Origin of the sequence: Streptomyces sp. enrichment culture (assembly GCF_964272895.1) — a bacterium.
Classification (GTDB): Bacteria; Actinomycetota; Actinomycetes; order Streptomycetales; family Streptomycetaceae; genus Streptomyces.
Genome location: NZ_OZ186832.1, coordinates 1,003,191 through 1,022,362, shown reverse-complemented (window position 1 = coordinate 1,022,362; position 19,172 = coordinate 1,003,191). Strand labels below are relative to the sequence as shown.

Below are 19,172 nucleotides of genomic sequence, written 5' to 3'. Positions count from 1 at the left end.
GTAGCCGCGCAACACTCACGCACCGTGCCAAACCGTGGTGATGTTGCAGAACTCGCGGATTCCGTGCCCGGACAGCTCACGCCCGTAACCCGACCGCTTCACCCCGCCGAACGGGAACGCCGGATGCGACGCGGTCATGCCGTTGACGTACACGCCTCCGGCCTCCAGATCCCGGACGAACCGCTCCACGTCGGACTCCTCGCGCGTCCACACGTTCGAACTCAGCCCGAACGGCGAGTCGTTCGCGATCAGCACCGCCTCGTCCAGATCCCCCGCCCGGTACAGCGTGGCCACCGGCCCGAACGCCTCCTCGCGGTGGATGCGCATCTCGCGGGTGATCCCGGCGAGCACGGTCGGCGGGTAGTACCAGCCGGGCAGCTCGGGCCGGCGCAGCCGGTGCCCGCCGCACAGCGCCTGCGCGCCGGCGCGCGTGGCGTCGTCCACCAGCTCCTCCAGATCGTCCCGCCCCTGCTCGGTGGCGAGCGGCCCGATCTGCGTGTCCTCCTCCATCGGGTCGCCGACCTTCAGCGCCTTCATCCCGGCCACGAACCGCTCGGCGAACGCGTCGTAGACGTCCGTGTGGACGATGAACCGCTTCGCGGCGATGCAGGACTGCCCGTTGTTCTGCACCCGCGCGGTCACCGCGACCTCGGCGGCCCGGTCCAGGTCGGCGGAGGGCATCACGATGTACGGGTCGCTGCCGCCCAGCTCCAGCACCGTCTTCTTGATCATCTCCCCGGCGGTGGAGGCGACGGCCCGCCCCGCGGGCTCGCTGCCGGTGAGGGTCGCGGCCTTCACGCGCTCGTCGCGCAGGACGTCGTCGACCTGGGCGGAGCCGATCAGCAGGGTCTGGAAGCAGCCCTCGGTGAAGCCCGCCCGGTGGAAGAGGTCCTCCAGATACAGCGCGGTCTGCGGCACGTTCGACGCGTGCTTGAGCAGCCCGACGTTGCCGGCCATCAGCGCGGGCGCGGCGAAGCGGACCACCTGCCACAGCGGGAAGTTCCACGGCATCACCGCGAGCACCGGGCCCATCGGCCGGTAGCGCACCCGCACCCGGGAGGCACCGGAGTCCTGCACGTCCGCCGCGTCCGGCTCCTCGTCGGCGAGCAGCCCCTCGGCGTGCTCGGCGTACCAGCGCATCGCCTTGGCGCACTTGGCGGCCTCGGCGCGCGCCTGCTTCAGCGGCTTGCCCATCTCGGTGGTCATCACCCGCGCGATGTCCCGCTGGTCCTCGTCGAGGAGGTCGGCGGCCCGGTTCAGCAGCCGGGCGCGCTCGGCGAAGGTGCTCGTGCGATACGTGCGGAAGGTGGCCTCGGCGAGCTGGAGCCGGCGCTCCAGCTCCTCCTCGCCCATGGGCTCGTACGTCTTCAGCGTCTCGCCGTTCGCCGGGTTCACCGTCGCGATGGGCATGGCAGAACCTCCCTGGGTGCGGGCTGTGTCTCGACCTTCGCGCGCCACGGGCGGAGCCGCAACGCGGGAGGGCCGCTCAGGGCGAGTGCTCAGCCAGCCGGTCGAGAAACGCGGCCTGCGCGCCGACGATCACCTCGCGCGCCCGGTCCAGGGGGTACCAGGCGACCCGGTCCACCTCGGGGAACTCCTGCCGGCGGCCGGACCGGGGCGGCCACTCCATGGTGAAGGTGCCGGGGGTGATCGCGGCCGGATCGAGGTCCCCCTCGACCGCCCAGGCCGTGACGGTCTTGCCGCCGCGCTGCCGGACCTCCCCGAGCGGCACCGCCTCCCCGTCCGGCGGTGCGACGCCCAGCTCCTCCCGGAACTCGCGCCGGGCCGCCTCCCAGGCCGGCTCGTCCGGCTCGTACTCGCCCTTCGGGATCGTCCACGCCCCGGCGTCCTTCTGCGCGAAGAACGGGCCGCCCATATGGGCCAGCAACACCTCCAGCCCGCCGTCGGTGTGCCGGAACACCAGCAGCCCCGCACTGCGCCGCCCGGTCACGGCCGCACCTGCGGATGCGCGGCCAGCAGGCTCTCCACCGTGTCCGCCTCCTCCGGCCGCTTGTCCTCCCGGTAGCGCACCACGCGCGCGAACCTCAGGGTGACGCCGGCCGGGTAGCGGGTGGAGCGCTGGAGACCGTCGTAGGCGATCTCGACGACCAGCTCGGGGCGTACATGGACCACCCAGCCGTCGTCCTTCACGGCGAGCTGCTGGAGCCGTTCGGTCTGCCAGGCGAGCATCGCGTCGGTCATGCCCTTGAACGTCTTGCCGAGCATGGCGTACGACCCGTCGGCCCGCCGTGCGCCCAGATGCAGGTTGGACAGCTTGCCGGTGCGCCGCCCGTGGCCCCACTCGGCGGCCAGGACCACCAGGTCGAGGGTGTGCACGGGCTTGACCTTCAGCCAGGACGCACCGCGCCGGCCCGCGCTGTAGGGGGCGTCGAGCGCCTTGACGACCACGCCCTCGTGGCCGCGCCGCAGGGTCTCGGCGGCGAACTCCTCGGCCGCCGGGATGTCGTCGGGGCCGTGCGCGAGGGCGCGGCGCACCCGCATCGGCTCGGGCACCAGCCGGGCCAGCTCCGTATGCCGCTCGGCGAACGGCAGGTCGAGCAGGTCGCGGCCGTCGACGGCGAGGACGTCGAAGAACACGGGGGAGACGGGCACCGCCTCGGCGGCCGTGGCCACGTCGACACGGGAGCCGACCCGCCCGGCCGTCTCCTGGAAGGACCGGGGCCGGCCGTCGGCGTCGAAGGAGATCACCTCGCCGTCCAGGATGAACCGCTCCCCGGCCAGCTCCCTGGCCGCCCGTGTCACCTCCGGCAGCCGGTCCGTGATGTCGTCGAGAGTGCGCGTGTACAGCCGTACGGAGTCGCCGTCGCGGTGCACCTGGACGCGGATGCCGTCCAGCTTCTCCTCGACCGCGCACGCGCCGAGCTTCTGCACCGCCTCGGCCACCGAGGACGCGGAGTGGGCGAGCATCGGCAGCACCGGGCGGCCCACGGTGAGCCGGAAGCGGTCGAGGGCGGGCGGGCCGTCCGCCAGCAGCGCCTCGGCCACCGCCTGGAGCGACCCGGCGAGCATCACCGCCCGCCGTACGTCCGCGGGCGGCGCGCCCGTCGCCTGCGCCAGCCCCTCGACGGCGACCGCGTCCAGCGCGCCCTGCCGGACCTCGCCGGTGATCAGCCCCAGCAGGAACCGCTGTTCGTCCTCGGTGGCCGCACCCATCAGCTCACCGACCAGCCGGGCGCGCTCCGCCTGCGAACCGGCGCCCGACACCGCGCCGAGCGCCGTGAGCCGCGCGTCCACCTCGTGCACCGTCAGGGTCGGCTCGGCGGCCGGCGCGACCGGGCGGCTCAGCACCTTCCAGCCGACGCCGAGCCGCCCCTGCGGCAGCCGTCCCGCCAGATACGGGATGACGATCGGCACGTCCTGCGCCTCCGCCTCCCGGAACAGCCCGGCGAGCAGAGCGATCTTGCGGGACCGCGCCGAGGTGGCGGCGACCTCGCGGGACACGTCGGCGAGCCGGGTCAGCAGCATGCAGCCATGGTGCAACGCCGGTGCGCCGGCTACACCCCGGCCGCCGCGTCCAGGTCCGCCATGAGGAGCTCGCCGTTGATCGTGGCCCCGGCCCGGTAGCCGCGGCTCGCCGCGTTGATCACCTGCTCGGCGAACCCGGAGGCGTTGCCGGCGGCCCACAGTCCGGGGACGCTGGTCAGACCGCGTTCGTCGATCACCGGGTAGGAGCCGAACGGCGTCTCGTTCATCTCCGCGCCCAGCTTCACGAACAGCTCGGTCTGCGGCACGGCCCGAGGCGCCACGAACAGCACCTGACGCTCGTACGTGGTGCCGTCCTCGAGCCGTACGCCGGTCAGCCGGTCGTCCTCGGTCACAAGGCCCGCCACCGGGCCGGTCACGACCGTCACCCCGGCCGCCCCGAGCCGCCGCACGTCCTGCTCCGACAGCTCGGACTCGGCGACCTCGTGCAGGAAGAGCGTCACGTCCTTGGACCACTGGGTCACCATCAGCGCCTGGTGCACGCTCATGGCGCTGGTCGCCAGCACGCCGAACGCCTGGTCACGGACCTCCCAGCCATGGCAGTACGGGCAGTGCAGCACATCCCGGCCGAACCGCTCGGCGATCCCGTCGACCGGGGGCAGCTCGTCCTTGAGGCCGGTGGCGACGACCAGGCGGCGGGCGCGGACGGTGCGTCCGGTCGCGAGGACGACGGTGAAGTCCCCGTCGCGGCTCGCGTCCACCACCCGGTCCCGGACCAGGTCCACGCCGTACCGGGCGATCTCCTCCCGGCCCGCCGCCAGGAACTCGGCCGGCGACACCCCGTCCCGTCCGAGGTAGCCCTGCATGTGCGACGAGGGGGCGTTGCGCGGCTCGCCCGCGTCGACCACGAGGACGCGGCGCCGGGCGCGGCCCAGGACCAGCGCCGCGGACAGGCCCGCCGCGCCACCGCCGACGACGATCACTTCGTATGTCTCGGTCATCTCGACCACCTCCTGCGGAAGACGGTCGCGCAGGCCCCGCGGGATTGACAAATATTGTTGCCGATTCTGCAATACGGCCATGACCACGGACGAAGTACTGTCAGGTGTCGGCCCCCGGCTGCGTCGGCTGCGCAAGGAGCGGGAGGTGACGCTCGCCTCGCTGTCCGAGGCGACCGGCATCTCCGTGAGCACCCTGTCCCGGCTGGAGTCCGGCCTGCGCAAGCCCTCCCTCGAGCTGCTGCTGCCGATCGCGCAGGCCCACCAGGTGCCGCTGGACGAGCTGGTCGGCGCGCCGCCGGTCGGGGATCCGCGGGTGCGGGCCAGGCCGATCCAGCGGGACGGCCGGACCCTGTATCCGCTGACCCGGCAGCCGGGCGGACTCCAGGCGTACAAGATGGTCGAGCCCCCGCGCTCGGTGGAGCCCGATCCGCGCACCCACGAGGGCTACGAGTGGCTGTACGTGCTGTCCGGGAAGCTGCGGCTGGTGCTCGGCGAGCACGATGTGGTGCTCGGTGCGGGGGAGGCCGCCGAGTTCGACACGCGGGTGCCGCACTGGTTCGGGTCGACGGGGGAGGGGCCGGTGGAGTTCCTGAGTCTGTTCGGGCCGCAGGGGGAGCGGATGCACGTACGGGCGCGGCCGAAGCGGGCGTGACGGAGCCGGGCGGTTGCGGGGGGACTGTTCCCTGATCGGCAAGCGACCGCTTAGTATGCGGTGACCCGGTCGGACGAAGCAGTCTGTGGAGGCCCCGTATGCAGGCATGGCGAGTGCACGAGAACGGCGAGCCGAGCGAGGTGATGCGGCTCGACGACGTCGAGCGGCCCACGCCCGGCGAAGGCCAGGTCCTGCTCAGGGTGCGTGCCGCGAACATCAACTTCCCGGACGCCCTGATGTGCCGGGGCCACTACCAGGTCCGGCCGCCGCTGCCCTTCACGCCGGGCGTGGAGATCTGCGGCGAGACCGAGGACGGCCGCCGGGTCATCGCCAACCCCGCGCTGCCGTACGGAGGTTTCGCCGAGTACGCCGTCGCGGACGCCGCCGCGCTGCTGCCGGCCCCCGACGCGCTGGACGACGCCGAGGCCGCCGCGCTGCACATCGGCTACCAGACGGGCTGGTTCGGACTGCACCGCCGGGCCGGTCTCCAGGCCGGCGAGACCCTGCTGGTGCACGCCGCCGCGGGCGGGGTGGGCAGCGCGGCCGTGCAGCTCGGCAAGGCCGCCGGCGCCCGGGTCATCGGCGTGGTGGGCGGCGCCGACAAGGCCGCCGTCGCCCGCGAGCTGGGCTGTGACGTGGTCGTGGACCGGCGTGCCGAGGACGTCGTCGCGGCCGTCAAGGAGGCGACCGGCGGCCGCGGGGCCGACGTGATCTACGACCCCGTGGGCGGCGAGGCGTACGCCCAGTCCGCCAAGGTCGTCGCCTTCGAAGGCCGGATCGTGGTCGTCGGCTTCGCCAGCGGCACCATCCCGACTCCGGGGCTCAACCACGCGCTGGTGAAGAACTACGCGATCCTCGGACTGCACTGGGGCCTGTACAACACCAAGAACCCCGAGCTGGTCCAGCACTGCCACGAACAGCTCACCGACCTGGCCGCGCGCGGTGCCATCAAGCCGCTGGTCAGCGAGCGGGTCGGGCTCGGCGAGGCGGCGGCCGCCGTGCAGCGGGTCGCCGACGGAGTGACGACCGGCCGGGTCGCCGTCGTCCCGGAGAAGGGAGCGGCCGCATGATCGGCGCCGACGAACTGCGCGCTCGTACCAGGGAGTTCCTGGCCGCGCATCCGCCCGCGTCCACGGACCGGCTGGAGTTTCTGCGGGCCCGTTTCGACGCCGGGCTCGCCTGGGTCCACTTCCCCGAGGGCCTCGGCGGACTGGGCGCCCCGCGCAGCCTCCAGACCGTCGTGGACGCCGAGCTGTCGGCCGCGGACGCCCCCGACAACGACCCGCGCCGCATCGGCATCGGCCTCGGCATGGCCGCCCCGACGATCCTCCAGTACGGCACGGAGGACCAGAAGCGGCGCTTCCTCAAGCCCCTGTGGACCGGCGAGGAGGTGTGGTGCCAGCTCTTCAGCGAGCCCGGCGCCGGCTCCGACCTCGCCGCGCTCGGCACCAGGGCGCGGCGGGAGGGCGACGACTGGGTGGTCGACGGGCAGAAGGTGTGGACCTCCAGCGCCCACCTCGCCCGCTGGGCCATCCTCATCGCCCGCACCGACCCGGACGTGCCCAAGCACAAGGGCATCACCTACTTCGTCTGCGACATGACCGACCCCGGCGTCGAGGTGCGCCCGCTGCGCCAGATCACCGGCGAGGCGGAGTTCAACGAGGTCTTCCTCACCGGCGTCCGCATCCCCGACGCCCACCGCCTCGGCGAGGTCGGCGACGGCTGGCGGGTCGCGCAGACCACGCTGAACAACGAGCGCGTCGCCATCGGCGGCATGCGGCTTCCGCGTGAGGGCGGCATGATCGGCCCCGTCGCCAGGACGTGGCGCGAACGCCCCGAACTGCGCACCCACGACCTGCACCAGCGGCTGCTGAAGCTCTGGGTCGACGCCGAGGTCGCCCGCCTCACCGGCGAACGCCTGCGCCAGCAGCTCGTCGCCGGCCAGCCCGGCCCCGAGGGCGCGGGCATGAAGCTGGGCTTCGCCCGCCTCAACCAGGAGATCAGCGGCCTGGAGGTGGAACTCCTCGGCGAGGAGGGCCTGCTGTACGAGGACTGGACCATGCGGCGCCCGGAGCTGGTCGACTTCACCGGCCGCGACGCCGGCTACCGCTATCTGCGGTCCAAGGGCAACAGCATCGAGGGCGGGACCAGCGAGGTCCTGCTGAACATCGTCGCCGAGCGCGTCCTGGGCCTGCCCGCCGAGCCGCGCACCGACAAGGACGTCGCATGGAAGGACCTGGCCCGATGAGCACGCAGCCCGACCTGCTGTACTCGGAGGAGGAAGAGGCGCTGCGCGCCGCCGTGCGGGACCTGCTCGGCGACCACTGCGACGCGCCCGGCCTCATCGCCCGCACCGAGTCCGACGCCCCGCACGACCTGGAGGCATGGAAGGCGCTCACCGACGGCATGGGCCTCGGGGGGCTCCTCGTGCCCGAGGCCGCCGGCGGTCAGGGCGCCACGCACCGCGAGGTCGCCGTCGTGCTGGAGGAGTTGGGGCGCGCGGTCGCGCCCGTGCCGTACCTCACCAGCGCCGTCGTCGCCACCGAAGCCCTGCTGGAGTGCGGCGCCGACGACCTCCTGGCCGAGCTGGCCTCCGGCCGCCGTATCGGCGCCCTCGCCGTCGCGCTGAACGCCGCCCCCGGCGGCGCCTTCAAGACCGTACGGCAGGAAGGCGGCCGACTGCACGGTGAGTTGACCGGCATCGCGGACGCCGCCGTGGCGGACCTGCTGCTGGTGCCCGCGGACGACGGCGGGCTGTACGCGGTGGACGCCGACGCCGCGACCGTCACCCCACAGGTGTCCCTGGACCTGACCCGGCCGGTGGCGGCGGTACGGCTGGACGGTGCGCCGGGCCGCCGGGTGGGCGACGCCGAACCCGCCGTACGCCGCGCCCTGCGCTCGGCCGCCGGGCTGCTGGCCTCGGAGCAACTGGGCCTCGCCGAGTGGGCGTTGACCGAGACCGTGCGCTATCTGAAGGAGCGCCGGCAGTTCAACCGGCCCGTCGGCGGGTTCCAGGCGCTCAAGCACCGGCTGGCCCAGCTGTGGCTGGAGGTCGTCGGCCTGCGGGCCGCGGCACGGAACGCGGCCGACGCGCTCACGACCGGCGCCGACGTCGAGGTGGCGGTCGCCGTCGCCCAGGCCCATGCCGCACCCGTCGCCGTACGCGCCGCCGAGGAGGCGCTGCAACTGCACGGCGGCATCGGCATGACGTGGGAGCACCCCGTCCACCTGTATCTGAAGCGGGCCAAGGCGGACTCGATCGCCTACGGGACGGCCGGCACGCATCGGGAGGCGCTGGCCGAGCTGGTCGATCTGCGGGCGCCCTGAGCCGGCGACAGCACCGAGAAGCCCGCCCCGGCTCCGGGGCGGGCTTCTTCGTGTCCGCCGCACCCCACCTCGTGTCTCCTGGTGCGCACGGTGAACGAGCGACGGCGGTTCGGCCAACTCCCGTTGCGGACGCTGCCCTTGAGGTGTCCACGCCCCATACTCGCTGGGGATCGTCACCACACAGGGAGGCAGCGCATGGCCCTCACCACCCGTCGCAGAGCCCTGACCACCATCGGCACCGCCCTCGCGGGCGCGGTCGCCCTGCCCGGCGCCGACGCCCTGGCGGCCGGCCGGAAGAAGCACCACCCGACCCCGCTGTGGCGGGCCCACGCCCACAACGACTACGAGCACCCCCGCCCCCTCTTCGACGCCCTCGCCCACCGCTTCGGCAGCCTGGAGGCCGACATCTTCCTGGTCGGCGACCAACTGCTGGTCGCCCACGACCCCGAGGACCTCGACCCCGCCCGCACCCTGGAGTCGCTCTACCTCGACCCGCTCGCCGCCCGCGTCCGCGCGAACCACGGCTCGGTGTACCGAGGACACCGCCGGCCGCTGCAACTGCTCATCGACATCAAGACCGAGGGCGCCTCGACCTACCGGGAACTCGACCGCCGTCTGCGCCGCTACAAGCATCTGTTCACCACGTACGCGCACGGCCGTGTCTTTCCCGGCCCGGTCACCGCGGTCATCTCCGGCGACCGCGCCGCCCGTACACCCATGGAGGCGCAGACCGTGCGCCGGGCCTTCTACGACGGCCGCCTCGCCGACCTCGGCGGCCCCGCGCCCGCCTCCTTCATCCCCCTCATCAGCGACAACTGGACCCGCACCTTCACCTGGCTCGGCGTCGGCCCGTTCCCGCCGGCCGAGCGGCAGAGGCTGCACGCCATCACCGGCGCGGCCCACGAGCGCGGCCAGCGGGTCCGGTTCTGGGCCACGCCCGACCAGCCCGGACCGGCCCGCGAGGCGCTGTGGTCCGAGCTGCTCGCCGCCGACGTCGACCACCTCAACACGGACGACCTGGCGGGCCTGGAGGCGTTCCTCGACGCCCACGGAGGCTGAGCGTCACCGGCCGACCCAGGGCAGACACCACACGTTCGGGGGACATGTCAGCCGCCCGGACGAACCCTCCGCTACGCCACACTTACGGCCGAACGCCGTGAACCGGACGTCACCGGCGTGGCGGAGGAGGTTGACGATGGCCGTTTCCATCTCTGTGGTGCTGCTGCTGTTGATCCTGGCGGTGATCTTCCTGCGCAACGGCGGCCTGAAGGTCTCCCATGCGCTGGTGTGCGCGCTGCTCGGCTTCTACCTCGCCAGCACGAGCATCGCGCCCACCATCCACAGCGGCCTCACCGCGACGGCGGACCTCGTCGGCAGTCTGCGGCCCTGACGCTCATGGCTTGGTGAACACGCCGATGCCGTTCGGTACGGGGCGTTCCGCGCCCGCGCCGGGGTGGTTGAGGACGCTGACGCCGTCCGTGCCCGGGACGCGGGCGACCAGAGTGGAGGAGCCGCCGCCGTCCAGGCTGAAGGCGTGGTCCGCGCCCAGGTCCCGCAGCGTCTCGGCGACTTCGGCGATCGTCAGGCCGGTGCGGTACTCCGGGGAGCCGTCCAGGGTGAACAGCAGCAGCCGCCGGCCGCCGTCGGCGATGCCCGCCGCCGAGCGGACCGCGGCCGTGCGGTCGTCGAGACCGGGCAGCGGGCGGCCCTCACGCAGCACCGGATAGCCGCCGACGGCGAACCGCAGCGGGATCGCCGACGCGGTCGTCCTCAGCCGGTGCGTGACCCGCACCCGCTCGCCGGGGGAGAGCTTGCGCAACTCCTGCGCCCCCGCCTCCCGGCCCACGAGCACGGTCGTGCCCTCGCCGATCGGCCCGCTGCCCGGAGTGTCGGCGGTGGAGACGACTTCGCCGTCGCGCAGGGTCACCTCATAGGTGTCCGTGCTGCACGGGGCCGCGCGGTGGGTGTCCGTGCCGCAGGTCGCGCGTATCCGTGAGACGCTGCCCCAGTCCTCGGTGAACGCCCCGACGGAACCGACCGGCAGCGCGTACTGGTTGAGCCCGCCCAGCGGCAGCCGGCCCTCGGGCGTGGCGATCTCGCCGTCCAGGGTCAGCCGGTCCAGCCGGGCCCGGCGGTCCCGGCCCACGCCGATGACGTCCTCGGTGGTGGTGCCCGGCGGCAGCGCGGGCCCGAACCGCTGTCCGTTCGGCACCGCCCCCTTCAGCGCCCGGCCCGCCGCGATCGCGGGGCCCACGCTCGCGCCGGTGGCCTGCACGCCGGGATGCTGGACCTCGGTGATGTTGAAGAAGTCCCCGTTGACGCCCGCCACCGCGCCCTGGGCGGTGGCGAGCGCCGAGACGGTGGCCCGCGCCGCCACCCGGCCGGGGTACAGCAGGTCCAGCCGCACCTTGGGCTCGCGCAGGTCGACGCTCAGCACATGGGCGCGCGCCGGGCCCTGGGCCGCCGGGATGTCGTACGTCTCGTAGACGACCCCCGGCCCCAGCGGCACCGGTCCTGGGGCGGCCCCGGCCGGTGGCGCCCCTGCGAGGGACGCACCGGCCAGGACGCCGAGTGCCGCGAGAACCTTCAGTGCCGTTCCGCCCATGCGGGGGCGTCTGCGCCGACTCGCCATACGGTGTCCTCCCCTGACGTCCCGTCAACTGTCCAGGATTCGGGGGGATCGCACCAGACGGCGGGTCCATAGGGATGACTGCGGGGGCGTGGGGGCGGGGTCGCGGGGTCGCGGGGGTGGCCGCGGGGCTTGTGCGAGTGGCCCAGGGGTTTCCCTGGGATGGCTAGGAGCCGACGACTCGTGAACGGGTGAGGAAACGCACCCCCTCCGGTGCCTCCAGGGAGAAGCCGCTGCCGCGGCCCTCGACGACGTCCACGATCAGCCGGGTATGGCTCCAGACGGCGTACTGACTGCGCGACATCCAGAACGTCACCGGCTCCTCGACGCCCGCCACGGTCAGCTCGGCCAGCAGCACATCCGCGTCACCCGTACGGAACTCGCCCTCCGGGTAGCACATCGGCGCGCTGCCGTCGCAGCAGCCGCCGGACTGGTGGAACATCAGCGGCCCGTGCGCGGCCCGCAGCCGCCGCACCAGTTCGGCGGCCGCGGGGGTGAGCTCGACGCGGGGGATCTCCTCGGTCATGACCGGCCCCTTCCGGCTGCTAGAAGAAGCCCAGCTTGCGCGGGGAGTAGGACACCAGCAGGTTCTTCGTCTGCTGGTAGTGCTCCAGCATCATCTTGTGGGTCTCGCGGCCGATGCCGGACTGCTTGTAGCCGCCGAACGCCGCGTGCGCCGGGTAGGCGTGGTAGCAGTTGGTCCATACCCGGCCCGCCTGGATCGCGCGGCCCGCGCGGTACGCCGTGTTCATGTCCCGCGTCCACACCCCCGCGCCCAGCCCGTACAGCGTGTCGTTCGCGGTCCTGATCGCGTCGTCGAAGCCGTCGAACGACGTCACCGACACCACCGGCCCGAAGATCTCCTCCTGGAAGATCCGCATCCGGTTGTCGCCCTCGAAGATCGTCGGCTGGACGTAGTAGCCGCCCTTCAACTCGCCGTCGTGCTCGATGCGTTCCCCGCCCGTGAGGATCCGGGCGCCTTCCTGCCGGCCGATGTCGATGTAGGAGAGGATCTTCTCCAGCTGGTCGTTGGACGCCTGCGCGCCGATCATCGTGTCCGTGTCCAGCGGATGGCCCGGCCTGATCCCTCGTGTGCGGGCGACGGCCGCCTCAAGGAACTCCGCGTAGTGACCGCGCTGGATCAGCGCCCGCGACGGACAGGTGCACACCTCGCCCTGGTTCAGTGCGAACAGGGTGAAGCCCTCCAGCGCCTTGTCCCGGAACTCGTCGTCCTTCGCCCACACGTCGTCGAAGAAGATGTTCGGCGACTTGCCGCCCAGCTCCAGCGTGACGGGCTTGATGTTCTCCGAGGCGTACTGCATGATCAGCCGCCCGGTCGTGGTCTCCCCGGTGAACGCCACCTTCGCCACCCGCGGGCTGGACGCGAGGGGCTTGCCCGCCTCCACCCCGAAGCCGTTGACGACGTTCAGCACGCCCGGCGGCAGCAGGTCGGAGACAAGACTCAGCCAGTAGTGGATCGACGCGGGCGTCTGCTCGGCCGGCTTCAGGACGACCGCGTTGCCCGCCGCGAGGGCCGGCGCCAGCTTCCAGGCCGCCATCAGGATCGGGAAGTTCCACGGGATGATCTGCGCGACCACGCCCAGCGGCTCATGGAAGTGGTAGGCCACCGTGTCGTCGTCGACCTCGCCCAGCGAGCCCTCCTGCGCGCGGATCGCGCCCGCGAAGTAGCGGAAGTGGTCGATGGCCAGCGGGATGTCGGCGGCCAGCGTCTCCCGTACCGGCTTGCCGTTCTCCCAGCTCTCCGCGACCGCCAACGGCTCCAGATACGCCTCCATCCGGTCGGCGATCTTCAGCAGGATGTCGGCCCGCTCGGCCACCGACGTACGCCCCCAGCCGGGCGCCGCCGCGTGCGCCGCGTCCAGGGCCCGCTCCACGTCCTCCGCGGTGCCCCGCGCCACCTCGGTGAACGGCTGCCCGTTCACCGGGCTCGGGTTCTCGAAGTACCCACCGCGCAGCGGCGGCACGTACTCCCCGCCGATGAAGTGGTCGTACCGCGACTGGTAGGAGACGATCGCGCCCTCCGAGCCGGGCGCCGCGTAACGGGTCATGGTGTGCCTTCCGATGAACCGCTGCCCACCGCCGGGCAGCTTTCGCCGGGAGGCTAGGGAACCGGACGTTGCGAGGACGTTGCGGAGGGGGCCGACGGGGCCGCCGCGGGCCGGGACGGGGGCCTACGTCGTCTTGAGCTGCCGCACCGAGGCCGGGGCGCTCCACTCGGAGTGTCCCGTTTCCAGCAGCCCTTCGAGTGCCGCCATCGCCGGCTCCAGCGGTGCGGTGCTGACTCCGGCGTCCCTGGAGGCGTTCATGATGTTGAGCAGTCCGGAGACCTGGACGTCGAGCCCCTGGGTCAGCTGGGGCGTCGTTCGCGAGGTGCGCTCGGCGTCGACCTCCGCGGCGAACGCGGGCAACAGGCGAGCCATGTTCGTCAGCCACGGCACCAGCAGCTCCGTGAAACCGGAGGCGCTGCCCTGCTCCGCCGACGTCGCCATGGCCACCGCGTGATGGAACCCGTCGAACATCAGCGTCATGCCGCTGAGCAGCGCCAGGTCGTACAGGGACGCCAGTCCTATGTCACTGCCCAGGTACTTCGCCGCGCCGAGCTCCTCGAGCGCCGCCCGATGCGTCTCGAAGACCCGTTCCTCCCCGCTGTAGAGGATGAACGCCTCCGGTGTCGCCACCGTCGTCGGTACGGCCATGATGCCGCCGTCCAGATACTCCCCTCCCTGCTCCGCCACCCACGCGGCCATCTGTGCCGCCTGCGTGGGCGTGCCGTTGGTCAGGTTGACGACCGTCCTGCCGCGCAGCCGACCGGCCGCCGGCTTTAGGGCCTCGCGGGCGACGGCGTAGTCCAGCAGGCAGACCACGACCAGCGGGCTCGCACCCACCGCCTCGCTGACCGAACCCGCCCGCACGGCGCCCAGTTCGACCAGCGCGTCGGCTCGGGCGGCGGTGCGGTTCCAGACCGTGGTCGGCCGGCCCGCCGCGACGAACGCCGCCGCCAACGCCCCGCCCATCTCACCGAGACCCAGAACGGTCACGGGTACCGCGTCACTCACGTGGTGCTCCTGTCATCGAGGGGACTGCTTGACTCCTTGACTTCCTGACCTCGATGCTTTCCCACCCCGGAGAGGCGGACAAGTACCTACAAATTTGTCAGGTACTTCCCTCTTTGTAAGTGCCGGCAGACCCGAGCCCCGACAGGGCGCCACCCCCAGGGACCGGCGCCTCGCCGCCTACCTCACCGGCCGGGACCCTCGCCCCACACCCTGGGCCATCGCCGGTGCCGTCAGCTCGGTCTCCAACGCGGTGAGCCGTGCCTGGACCGCGGCGGTCGGGCGTAGCGCGGCCAGCGCCCGCCACACCTCCAGGTCGTCCTCGCCCCACGGCGCGTACGCCCAGTCGGCCAGCAGGTCCGGGTCCCCGCGGTCGATCAGCGCACTCCGCAGCCCGTCCGCGATCCTGCGCCGCAACCGCACCACCCCCGGAGCCTGGGAGGCGGGCAGCAGCGGACCGGCGTACGCCGTGGCGGCCGCGGTGACGGCCCCCGCCACCAGGCGCCGCTCCACCATCGCGACGTCCGACTCCACCGGCACCGTCAGCCGGTAGGGCCGCGAGGCCAGCAACCCCGGCCCCAGCACCCCGCGCAGCCGGGCGAGTTCGGCCCGCAGCGTCACCGGTGTCACCGACTCGTCCTCGTACAGCGCGCACAGCAGCTCGTCGCCGGTCAGGCCCTGCGGACGGCACGCCAGCAGCACCACGATCTCGCTGTGCCGCCGGCCCAGCCGGATCCCGCGGCCGCCGATCCGCAGCCGCGCCTCGTCCCGGCCGAGCGCGCTCAGCTCCAGCACCTCCCCGTCCTTCGGCGGGCGCCGCGGGGCCAGCAGCGCCAGCTGCGACTCGGCGGCCCGCGCCACCGCCTGCACGAACCCCAGGCTGTGCGGATGAGCCAGGCCGTCCCCACCGGTGATGTCCACCGCGCCCAGCACCCGCCCGGTGCGCGGATCGTGCACGGGAGCCGCCGCGCACGTCCACGGCTGCACCGGCCGGCTGAAGTGCTCCGCCGCGAACACCTGCACCGGACGGTCCACGGCGACCGCCGTACCCGGAGCGTTCGTGCCCATCGCGGACTCCGCCCAGCGCGCGCCCGGCACGAAGTTCATCCGTCCCGCACGCCGCCGGGTCGTCGGATGGCCCTCCACCCACAGGAGCCGGCCGTGGGCGTCGCACACCGCGAGCAGATGCTCGCCGTCCACCGCGAAGGTGCCCATCAGCTCCCGGACCAACGGCATCACCCGCGCCAGCGGATGCTCGGCCCGGTAGGCACCGAGGTCGCCGTCCGTCAGTTCCACGCTGGCGGTGCCGTCCGGCCCGACCCCCGCCCGTGCCGAACGCCGCCACGAGTCCGCCACCACGGACCGCACCGGCCGCGGCACGGTACCTGCCTGGGTGAAGGTCTCGTGCGCCCGGCGCAGTATCCGGGCCTGCTCGACAGGGTCGGCCCCTGGCTCCAGGGCCACCCAGGGATCGGTCAACTCGGCCTCCCGGAGGGCGATGCGGATGGGGACATCGTCACTCCGGGTGTCCGCGCCGACAACCGTTTCGACAGCGGTCACCCGATCGATGGGTCGGGAACGGGCCGGAGCGGCGGTGCGCGGGTGCGGGGGCGGATCGGTGGGTCCGGGGCGAGGTGCGGGGGCTGATCGGTGGGTCCGTGGGGCGGTGCCGGGGGGGGAGATCGGTGGGTCCGCGTGCGGCGGTGCGGGGACCGATCGGTGGGGGTCCGTTCGACGGTCTGGGAGTCGTATCGGGTCGGGTCCGTGCGAGGGTCCGGGAGTCGGCCGGGGCGGCAGCCCGGTCGGGGGCTGTCGGCGGGCAGCCTCTGACCGGGTGTCGCCGGACGGCTCACGCGTGCCCTCACGCGCGCCGGACGAGTCTCATGTACCGCCCCCAGTCCCAGTGCGGCCCGGGATCGGTGTGGTCGCTGCCGGGCACCTCGTAGTGGGCGATGATGTGCGAACGATCGCGGGGGATCCCGTACTTGCGGCAGATCCTCGCCGTGAGCCGCGCCGAGCTCTCGTACAGGGCATCGGTGAAGTACGCGGGCCGGTCGACCCAGCCCTCGTGCTCGATGCCGATGCTGCGGGTGTTGTAGTCCCAGTTTCCCGCGTGCCAGGCGATGTCGGACTCGGGGACGCACTGCGCGACGTGACCGTCGGCCGAGCGCACGACGTAGTGGGCGGACACCTTCTTCCTCCGGTTCTGGAAGACGGCGAGCGTGGTGTCGTAGGTGGTCTGGGTGACATGGACGACGACGAAGTCGATCGGGTAGTCGGTGGGGCGGGCGGCGCGGGTGTAGTTGGAGGAGGTCGCCGGCTCCCAGGTGGCGGACGGGTGGTCGGGGGCCTGGGTGCCCGCGTCCGCGCGGGTCTCGGGGAGCAGCGCGTAGGGGAGTGCGGCCAGGGCGGCGCCCTTGAGCACGCGGCGTCGGCCGGGGTGGGGCAGGGACGTCGGGGGCGGTGTGGCCCGGTGCATGAGGTCGGCCTTTCGGAGCCTGGACGGCTGAGGGAGGAGGTGCGCGGGATCAGCTGCGGAGCGTCGCCGCCGTCTCGCGCAGGCGGGCGTGCAGTCCGCGGTGGGTCTCGCGGGCCGGCAGCCAGTCCTTGCGGATCTTGGCCACGCACGTGTAGTTGGTGTCGCACACATTGGCCAACGGCGACTCGACGGCCTGGGTTGCGAACTGGTACGCGTCCGGCTCACTGAAGCCGTAGTCACGCACCAGCCAGCGCACCAGGTCCAGCTGGGATATCCGGAAGGCGTCCTCCAGCGGGCGGGCCGAGCCGGTGGAGATGATGTGGGTGTCGGACTCGATGCGCGGCCAGGGCGTGCTGATGCCCTTGAGGAGCTCCACGATGACGACGGTGTTCATCGCGCACTCCACGGCCACCCCGCAGGTCTCGCCCTCGCCCTGCCGTGCGTGTCCGTCGCCCAGGCTGAGCAGGGCCCCCTCGACGTTCACCCCGAGGTAGCAGGTGACGCCGGCTCGCATTTCGGGGGTGTCCATGTTGCCGCCGTGCGCGTCGGGGACCAGGGCCGAGCGGACCTCCAGGTTGGCGGGTGCCACACCGACCGTGCCGTGCATCGGGTCCATGGGGAGCTCCAGCTCGAGGTCGCTGTCGTGCGCCCGGAACAGTGCGGTGCGCCGGACGCGGTCGAGCTGCCAGATCCACACCCGCTCCGGGAGCGGCGGCTGGAGCGTGGCCGTGGTGTGGGTGGAGGTCAGGGCGCCGAAGAGGGGGACCGTGGTGGACGCGGCCCAGTCGCGGGCGGGCTCGACCGACACGAAGTGCACGGCGAGCGTGTCCCCGGGCTCGGCGCCCTCCACATGGAACGGACCCGTCTGCGGATTGAGGAAGGGGAACTCGCACACCTTCGACACCAGGTCCTTCTCCGAGCGGACCCGGCCGGCGAAGCAGTCCTCCGTGTACAGGTCGAGCACGGTTCCGGGGGTGATCCGCGCGATGGGCGGGGCCCCGCCGAACGTCCAGGCGTACTCGCCGGGTTCGGGGCGCACGGTCAGGACGCGCAGATCGCTCATCGCTGCACACTCCGTTCTGCGGACAGGCCGCGGTGGGCCGGTGGTCGGGGTGCGAGACGGGTGCGGTCGTACCGTGTGCGGTGCCTCGCGAGAATCACCGTACGGGGCCCGGCGGTGGGGCAGAAGGAAGTGATCGGGTTCCGTGGACGGCGGAACCGCTGTGGACAAGTCGCTCACCCACAAGGGTGATCGGCCGTGGCACCGCCGCCGTACCGGCGGACTCCCCGCACGCGGAGGCGGACGCGGACGGGCTCACCGCTGCCCCGCGGCCCCCGCCGGATCGTCGAGGACGCCCCGCACCACCCAGTGCGCCGCCCCCAGCAACGGCCCCTCGGAGCCCAGCCGGGACACCGACACCGTGCACGCCGGACCGGCCGCCCGACGCGCCAACTCGGCCTCCAGCGACGGCAGCAGCCAGGGCGCGAGGCCGGCCAGCGCACCGCCCAGCACCACACCCCGCGGGTCCAGCAGATTCACGGCCCCGGTCAGCGCGATGCCGAGTGCCTCCCCGGCCTCGTGCAGCGCCCGGCGTACCGCGGTGTCGCCGTCCGCCGCCCGCCCGGCGAGCAGACCCACCCGGTCCTCGCCCGGCTCAAGGCCCGCGGCACGCAACACGGCCTCCTCACCGGCGTACTGCTCCAGACACCCGCGCCCCCCGCACGCACACGGCGGTCCGTCGGGCCGCACCGGCACATGTCCCAGCTCACCGGCGAAACCGCGTGTCCCGCGCAGCAGTTGACCGTCCACGACCACCGCGGCACCGATGCCGATCTCCGCGGAGACATGGAGGAAGTCCGGCGGTGTGTCCGCGCCCAGCCAGAGCTCGGCGAGCCCGCCGAAGTTCGCCTCGTTGTCGACGGTCAGCGGGTACCCGAGCGGCAGCAGGGCGCCGAGATCCACGTCCTGCCAGTTGAGGTTGGGGGCGCGCACCACCGTACGGGCGTCCCTGGCGACCAGGCCGGGGACGGCGACCGCGAGTCCCGCCGGCCACAGGCCCGCGGCGTCCGCCTCGGCGACCACGTCCTTGATCAGAGCCATGAGTTCCGCGACGACCGGCTCGGGGGAGCGTCCGCGGTTGGTGCCGTGCCGTACCGCACGGGCCCGCACCTGTCCGCGCAGATCCACGGCGCACACCCCGAGGTGGTCCACGCCGATCTCCGCGCCGATCCCCGCCGGGCCCCGGCCGCTGACCGCGAGGGCCGATCCGGGCCGGCCCACCCGGCCGGGCCGCTCGGGACCCAGCTCCTCCAGCAGACCGGTGCGGATCAGCTCGTCCACCAGGGTCGACACGGCCGCCCGGGTCAGCCCGATGCGCGAGGCGACAGCGGCGCGCGACAGCGGCCCCTCGGCGCTCACGGCGTGCATCACCCGGGCCAGATTGCGCCGGCGCATGCCCTGCTGGGTGTCGGGCAGCGCGCGCCCGGGACCGTCGGAACGGGCTTCGTGCGGCGTTGCGGTCATGCCTCCGTCAGTCCTCGATAGGTGCCGGTGGGGCCGGAGCGG

Annotated in this window: 18 protein-coding genes; 6 read left to right on the top strand and 12 right to left on the bottom strand. The window is 73.2% G+C overall.

Features of this window, described 5'->3' with window-relative positions:
• Nucleotides 1-15: 15 nt before the first annotated feature.
• The 4 genes from ACSU6M_RS04535 to ACSU6M_RS04520 form a co-directional block, all read right to left on the bottom strand.
• A complete protein-coding gene (locus ACSU6M_RS04535; RefSeq protein ID WP_437067257.1) occupies nucleotides 16-1,410 on the bottom strand; it encodes an NADP-dependent succinic semialdehyde dehydrogenase in 1,395 nt (464 codons plus the stop codon).
• Nucleotides 1,411-1,486: 76 nt separating this feature from the next.
• A complete protein-coding gene (locus ACSU6M_RS04530) occupies nucleotides 1,487-1,951 on the bottom strand; it encodes an NUDIX domain-containing protein (protein WP_437067255.1) in 465 nt (154 codons plus the stop codon).
• On the bottom strand, nucleotides 1,948-3,486 hold the full coding sequence (locus ACSU6M_RS04525; RefSeq protein ID WP_437067254.1) for an ATP-dependent DNA ligase: 1,539 nt from the start codon (nucleotides 3,484-3,486) through the stop codon (nucleotides 1,948-1,950). The genes ACSU6M_RS04530 and ACSU6M_RS04525 overlap by 4 nt, the downstream gene beginning before the upstream one ends.
• Before the next feature lie 29 nt (nucleotides 3,487-3,515).
• Nucleotides 3,516-4,445: an NAD(P)/FAD-dependent oxidoreductase gene (locus ACSU6M_RS04520; protein WP_437067253.1), complete on the bottom strand. Its 930-nt coding sequence runs from the start codon at nucleotides 4,443-4,445 to the stop codon at nucleotides 3,516-3,518.
• A gap of 79 nt (nucleotides 4,446-4,524) precedes the next feature.
• Here ACSU6M_RS04520 and ACSU6M_RS04515 point away from each other — a divergent pair, with 79 nt between their 5' ends.
• The 6 genes from ACSU6M_RS04515 (at nucleotide 4,525) to ACSU6M_RS04490 (ending at nucleotide 9,814) form a co-directional block, all read left to right on the top strand.
• Complete coding sequence (locus ACSU6M_RS04515) at nucleotides 4,525-5,097, top strand: helix-turn-helix domain-containing protein (RefSeq protein ID WP_437067252.1); 573 nt, start codon at nucleotides 4,525-4,527, stop codon at nucleotides 5,095-5,097.
• Between the two features lie 98 nt (nucleotides 5,098-5,195).
• Nucleotides 5,196-6,167 (top strand): NADPH:quinone oxidoreductase family protein, encoded by a 972-nt coding sequence (locus ACSU6M_RS04510; protein WP_437067251.1) that lies wholly within the window; start codon nucleotides 5,196-5,198, stop codon nucleotides 6,165-6,167.
• Entirely contained in the window at nucleotides 6,164-7,345 is a 1,182-nt protein-coding gene (locus tag ACSU6M_RS04505) for an acyl-CoA dehydrogenase family protein (RefSeq protein ID WP_437067249.1), read from the top strand. The genes ACSU6M_RS04510 and ACSU6M_RS04505 overlap by 4 nt, the downstream gene beginning before the upstream one ends.
• A complete protein-coding gene (locus tag ACSU6M_RS04500) occupies nucleotides 7,342-8,424 on the top strand; it encodes an acyl-CoA dehydrogenase family protein (protein ID WP_437067248.1) in 1,083 nt (360 codons plus the stop codon). The genes ACSU6M_RS04505 and ACSU6M_RS04500 overlap by 4 nt, the downstream gene beginning before the upstream one ends.
• 195 nt (nucleotides 8,425-8,619) lie before the next feature.
• Entirely contained in the window at nucleotides 8,620-9,483 is an 864-nt protein-coding gene (locus ACSU6M_RS04495) for a phosphatidylinositol-specific phospholipase C/glycerophosphodiester phosphodiesterase family protein (protein ID WP_437067246.1), read from the top strand.
• A gap of 136 nt (nucleotides 9,484-9,619) precedes the next feature.
• On the top strand, nucleotides 9,620-9,814 hold the full coding sequence (locus tag ACSU6M_RS04490; RefSeq protein WP_437067244.1) for a hypothetical protein: 195 nt from the start codon (nucleotides 9,620-9,622) through the stop codon (nucleotides 9,812-9,814).
• Between the two features lie 3 nt (nucleotides 9,815-9,817).
• Here the strand turns inward: ACSU6M_RS04490 and ACSU6M_RS04485 are convergent, their stop codons facing one another.
• The 8 genes from ACSU6M_RS04485 to ACSU6M_RS04450 form a co-directional block, all read right to left on the bottom strand.
• Complete coding sequence (locus ACSU6M_RS04485; RefSeq protein ID WP_437067242.1) at nucleotides 9,818-11,029, bottom strand: phosphodiester glycosidase family protein; 1,212 nt, start codon at nucleotides 11,027-11,029, stop codon at nucleotides 9,818-9,820.
• 190 nt (nucleotides 11,030-11,219) lie between these two features.
• Nucleotides 11,220-11,579 carry a DUF779 domain-containing protein gene (locus ACSU6M_RS04480; RefSeq protein ID WP_437067240.1) on the bottom strand — a complete coding sequence of 120 codons (360 nt, stop codon included), beginning with the start codon at nucleotides 11,577-11,579 and terminating at the stop codon, nucleotides 11,220-11,222.
• Between the two features lie 19 nt (nucleotides 11,580-11,598).
• Nucleotides 11,599-13,122 carry an acetaldehyde dehydrogenase ExaC gene (exaC, locus tag ACSU6M_RS04475; protein WP_437067239.1) on the bottom strand — a complete coding sequence of 508 codons (1,524 nt, stop codon included), beginning with the start codon at nucleotides 13,120-13,122 and terminating at the stop codon, nucleotides 11,599-11,601.
• Between the two features lie 123 nt (nucleotides 13,123-13,245).
• The gene (locus tag ACSU6M_RS04470) at nucleotides 13,246-14,130 is read right to left on the bottom strand and encodes an NAD(P)-dependent oxidoreductase (RefSeq protein WP_437067237.1); all 885 of its coding nucleotides are present in this window, start codon (nucleotides 14,128-14,130) and stop codon (nucleotides 13,246-13,248) included.
• 177 nt (nucleotides 14,131-14,307) lie between these two features.
• Nucleotides 14,308-15,606: a GAF domain-containing protein gene (locus ACSU6M_RS04465; protein WP_437067236.1), complete on the bottom strand. Its 1,299-nt coding sequence runs from the start codon at nucleotides 15,604-15,606 to the stop codon at nucleotides 14,308-14,310.
• A gap of 382 nt (nucleotides 15,607-15,988) precedes the next feature.
• Nucleotides 15,989-16,606, bottom strand: a complete 618-nt coding sequence (locus ACSU6M_RS04460) for an N-acetylmuramoyl-L-alanine amidase (protein ID WP_437067234.1) — start codon at nucleotides 16,604-16,606, stop codon at nucleotides 15,989-15,991.
• Nucleotides 16,607-16,655: 49 nt separating this feature from the next.
• Nucleotides 16,656-17,669 (bottom strand): acetamidase/formamidase family protein, encoded by a 1,014-nt coding sequence (locus ACSU6M_RS04455; RefSeq protein ID WP_437067232.1) that lies wholly within the window; start codon nucleotides 17,667-17,669, stop codon nucleotides 16,656-16,658.
• A gap of 252 nt (nucleotides 17,670-17,921) precedes the next feature.
• Nucleotides 17,922-19,130, bottom strand: coding sequence for an ROK family protein (locus ACSU6M_RS04450; protein ID WP_437067230.1), 1,209 nt, complete (start codon nucleotides 19,128-19,130; stop codon nucleotides 17,922-17,924).
• Between the last annotated feature and the right edge of the window lie 42 nt (nucleotides 19,131-19,172).

What these genes read in the sequence shown, in the direction of transcription:
- ACSU6M_RS04490 (WP_437067244.1), top strand. Translation starts at nt 9,620, where the DNA reads ATGGCCGTTTCCATCTCTGTGGTGCTGCTGCTGTTGATCCTGGCGGTG.
- ACSU6M_RS04515 (WP_437067252.1), top strand. Translation starts at nt 4,525, where the DNA reads ATGACCACGGACGAAGTACTGTCAGGTGTCGGCCCCCGGCTGCGTCGG.
- ACSU6M_RS04495 (WP_437067246.1), top strand. Translation starts at nt 8,620, where the DNA reads ATGGCCCTCACCACCCGTCGCAGAGCCCTGACCACCATCGGCACCGCC.
- ACSU6M_RS04485 (WP_437067242.1), bottom strand. Translation starts at nt 11,029, where the DNA reads ATGGGCGGAACGGCACTGAAGGTTCTCGCGGCACTCGGCGTCCTGGCC.
- ACSU6M_RS04500 (WP_437067248.1), top strand. Translation starts at nt 7,342, where the DNA reads ATGAGCACGCAGCCCGACCTGCTGTACTCGGAGGAGGAAGAGGCGCTG.
- exaC (WP_437067239.1), bottom strand. Translation starts at nt 13,122, where the DNA reads ATGACCCGTTACGCGGCGCCCGGCTCGGAGGGCGCGATCGTCTCCTAC.
- ACSU6M_RS04520 (WP_437067253.1), bottom strand. Translation starts at nt 4,445, where the DNA reads ATGACCGAGACATACGAAGTGATCGTCGTCGGCGGTGGCGCGGCGGGC.
- ACSU6M_RS04480 (WP_437067240.1), bottom strand. Translation starts at nt 11,579, where the DNA reads ATGACCGAGGAGATCCCCCGCGTCGAGCTCACCCCCGCGGCCGCCGAA.
- ACSU6M_RS04450 (WP_437067230.1), bottom strand. Translation starts at nt 19,130, where the DNA reads ATGACCGCAACGCCGCACGAAGCCCGTTCCGACGGTCCCGGGCGCGCG.
- ACSU6M_RS04510 (WP_437067251.1), top strand. Translation starts at nt 5,196, where the DNA reads ATGCAGGCATGGCGAGTGCACGAGAACGGCGAGCCGAGCGAGGTGATG.
- ACSU6M_RS04455 (WP_437067232.1), bottom strand. Translation starts at nt 17,669, where the DNA reads ATGAGCGATCTGCGCGTCCTGACCGTGCGCCCCGAACCCGGCGAGTAC.
- ACSU6M_RS04460 (WP_437067234.1), bottom strand. Translation starts at nt 16,606, where the DNA reads ATGCACCGGGCCACACCGCCCCCGACGTCCCTGCCCCACCCCGGCCGA.
- ACSU6M_RS04525 (WP_437067254.1), bottom strand. Translation starts at nt 3,486, where the DNA reads ATGCTGCTGACCCGGCTCGCCGACGTGTCCCGCGAGGTCGCCGCCACC.
- ACSU6M_RS04535 (WP_437067257.1), bottom strand. Translation starts at nt 1,410, where the DNA reads ATGCCCATCGCGACGGTGAACCCGGCGAACGGCGAGACGCTGAAGACG.
- ACSU6M_RS04505 (WP_437067249.1), top strand. Translation starts at nt 6,164, where the DNA reads ATGATCGGCGCCGACGAACTGCGCGCTCGTACCAGGGAGTTCCTGGCC.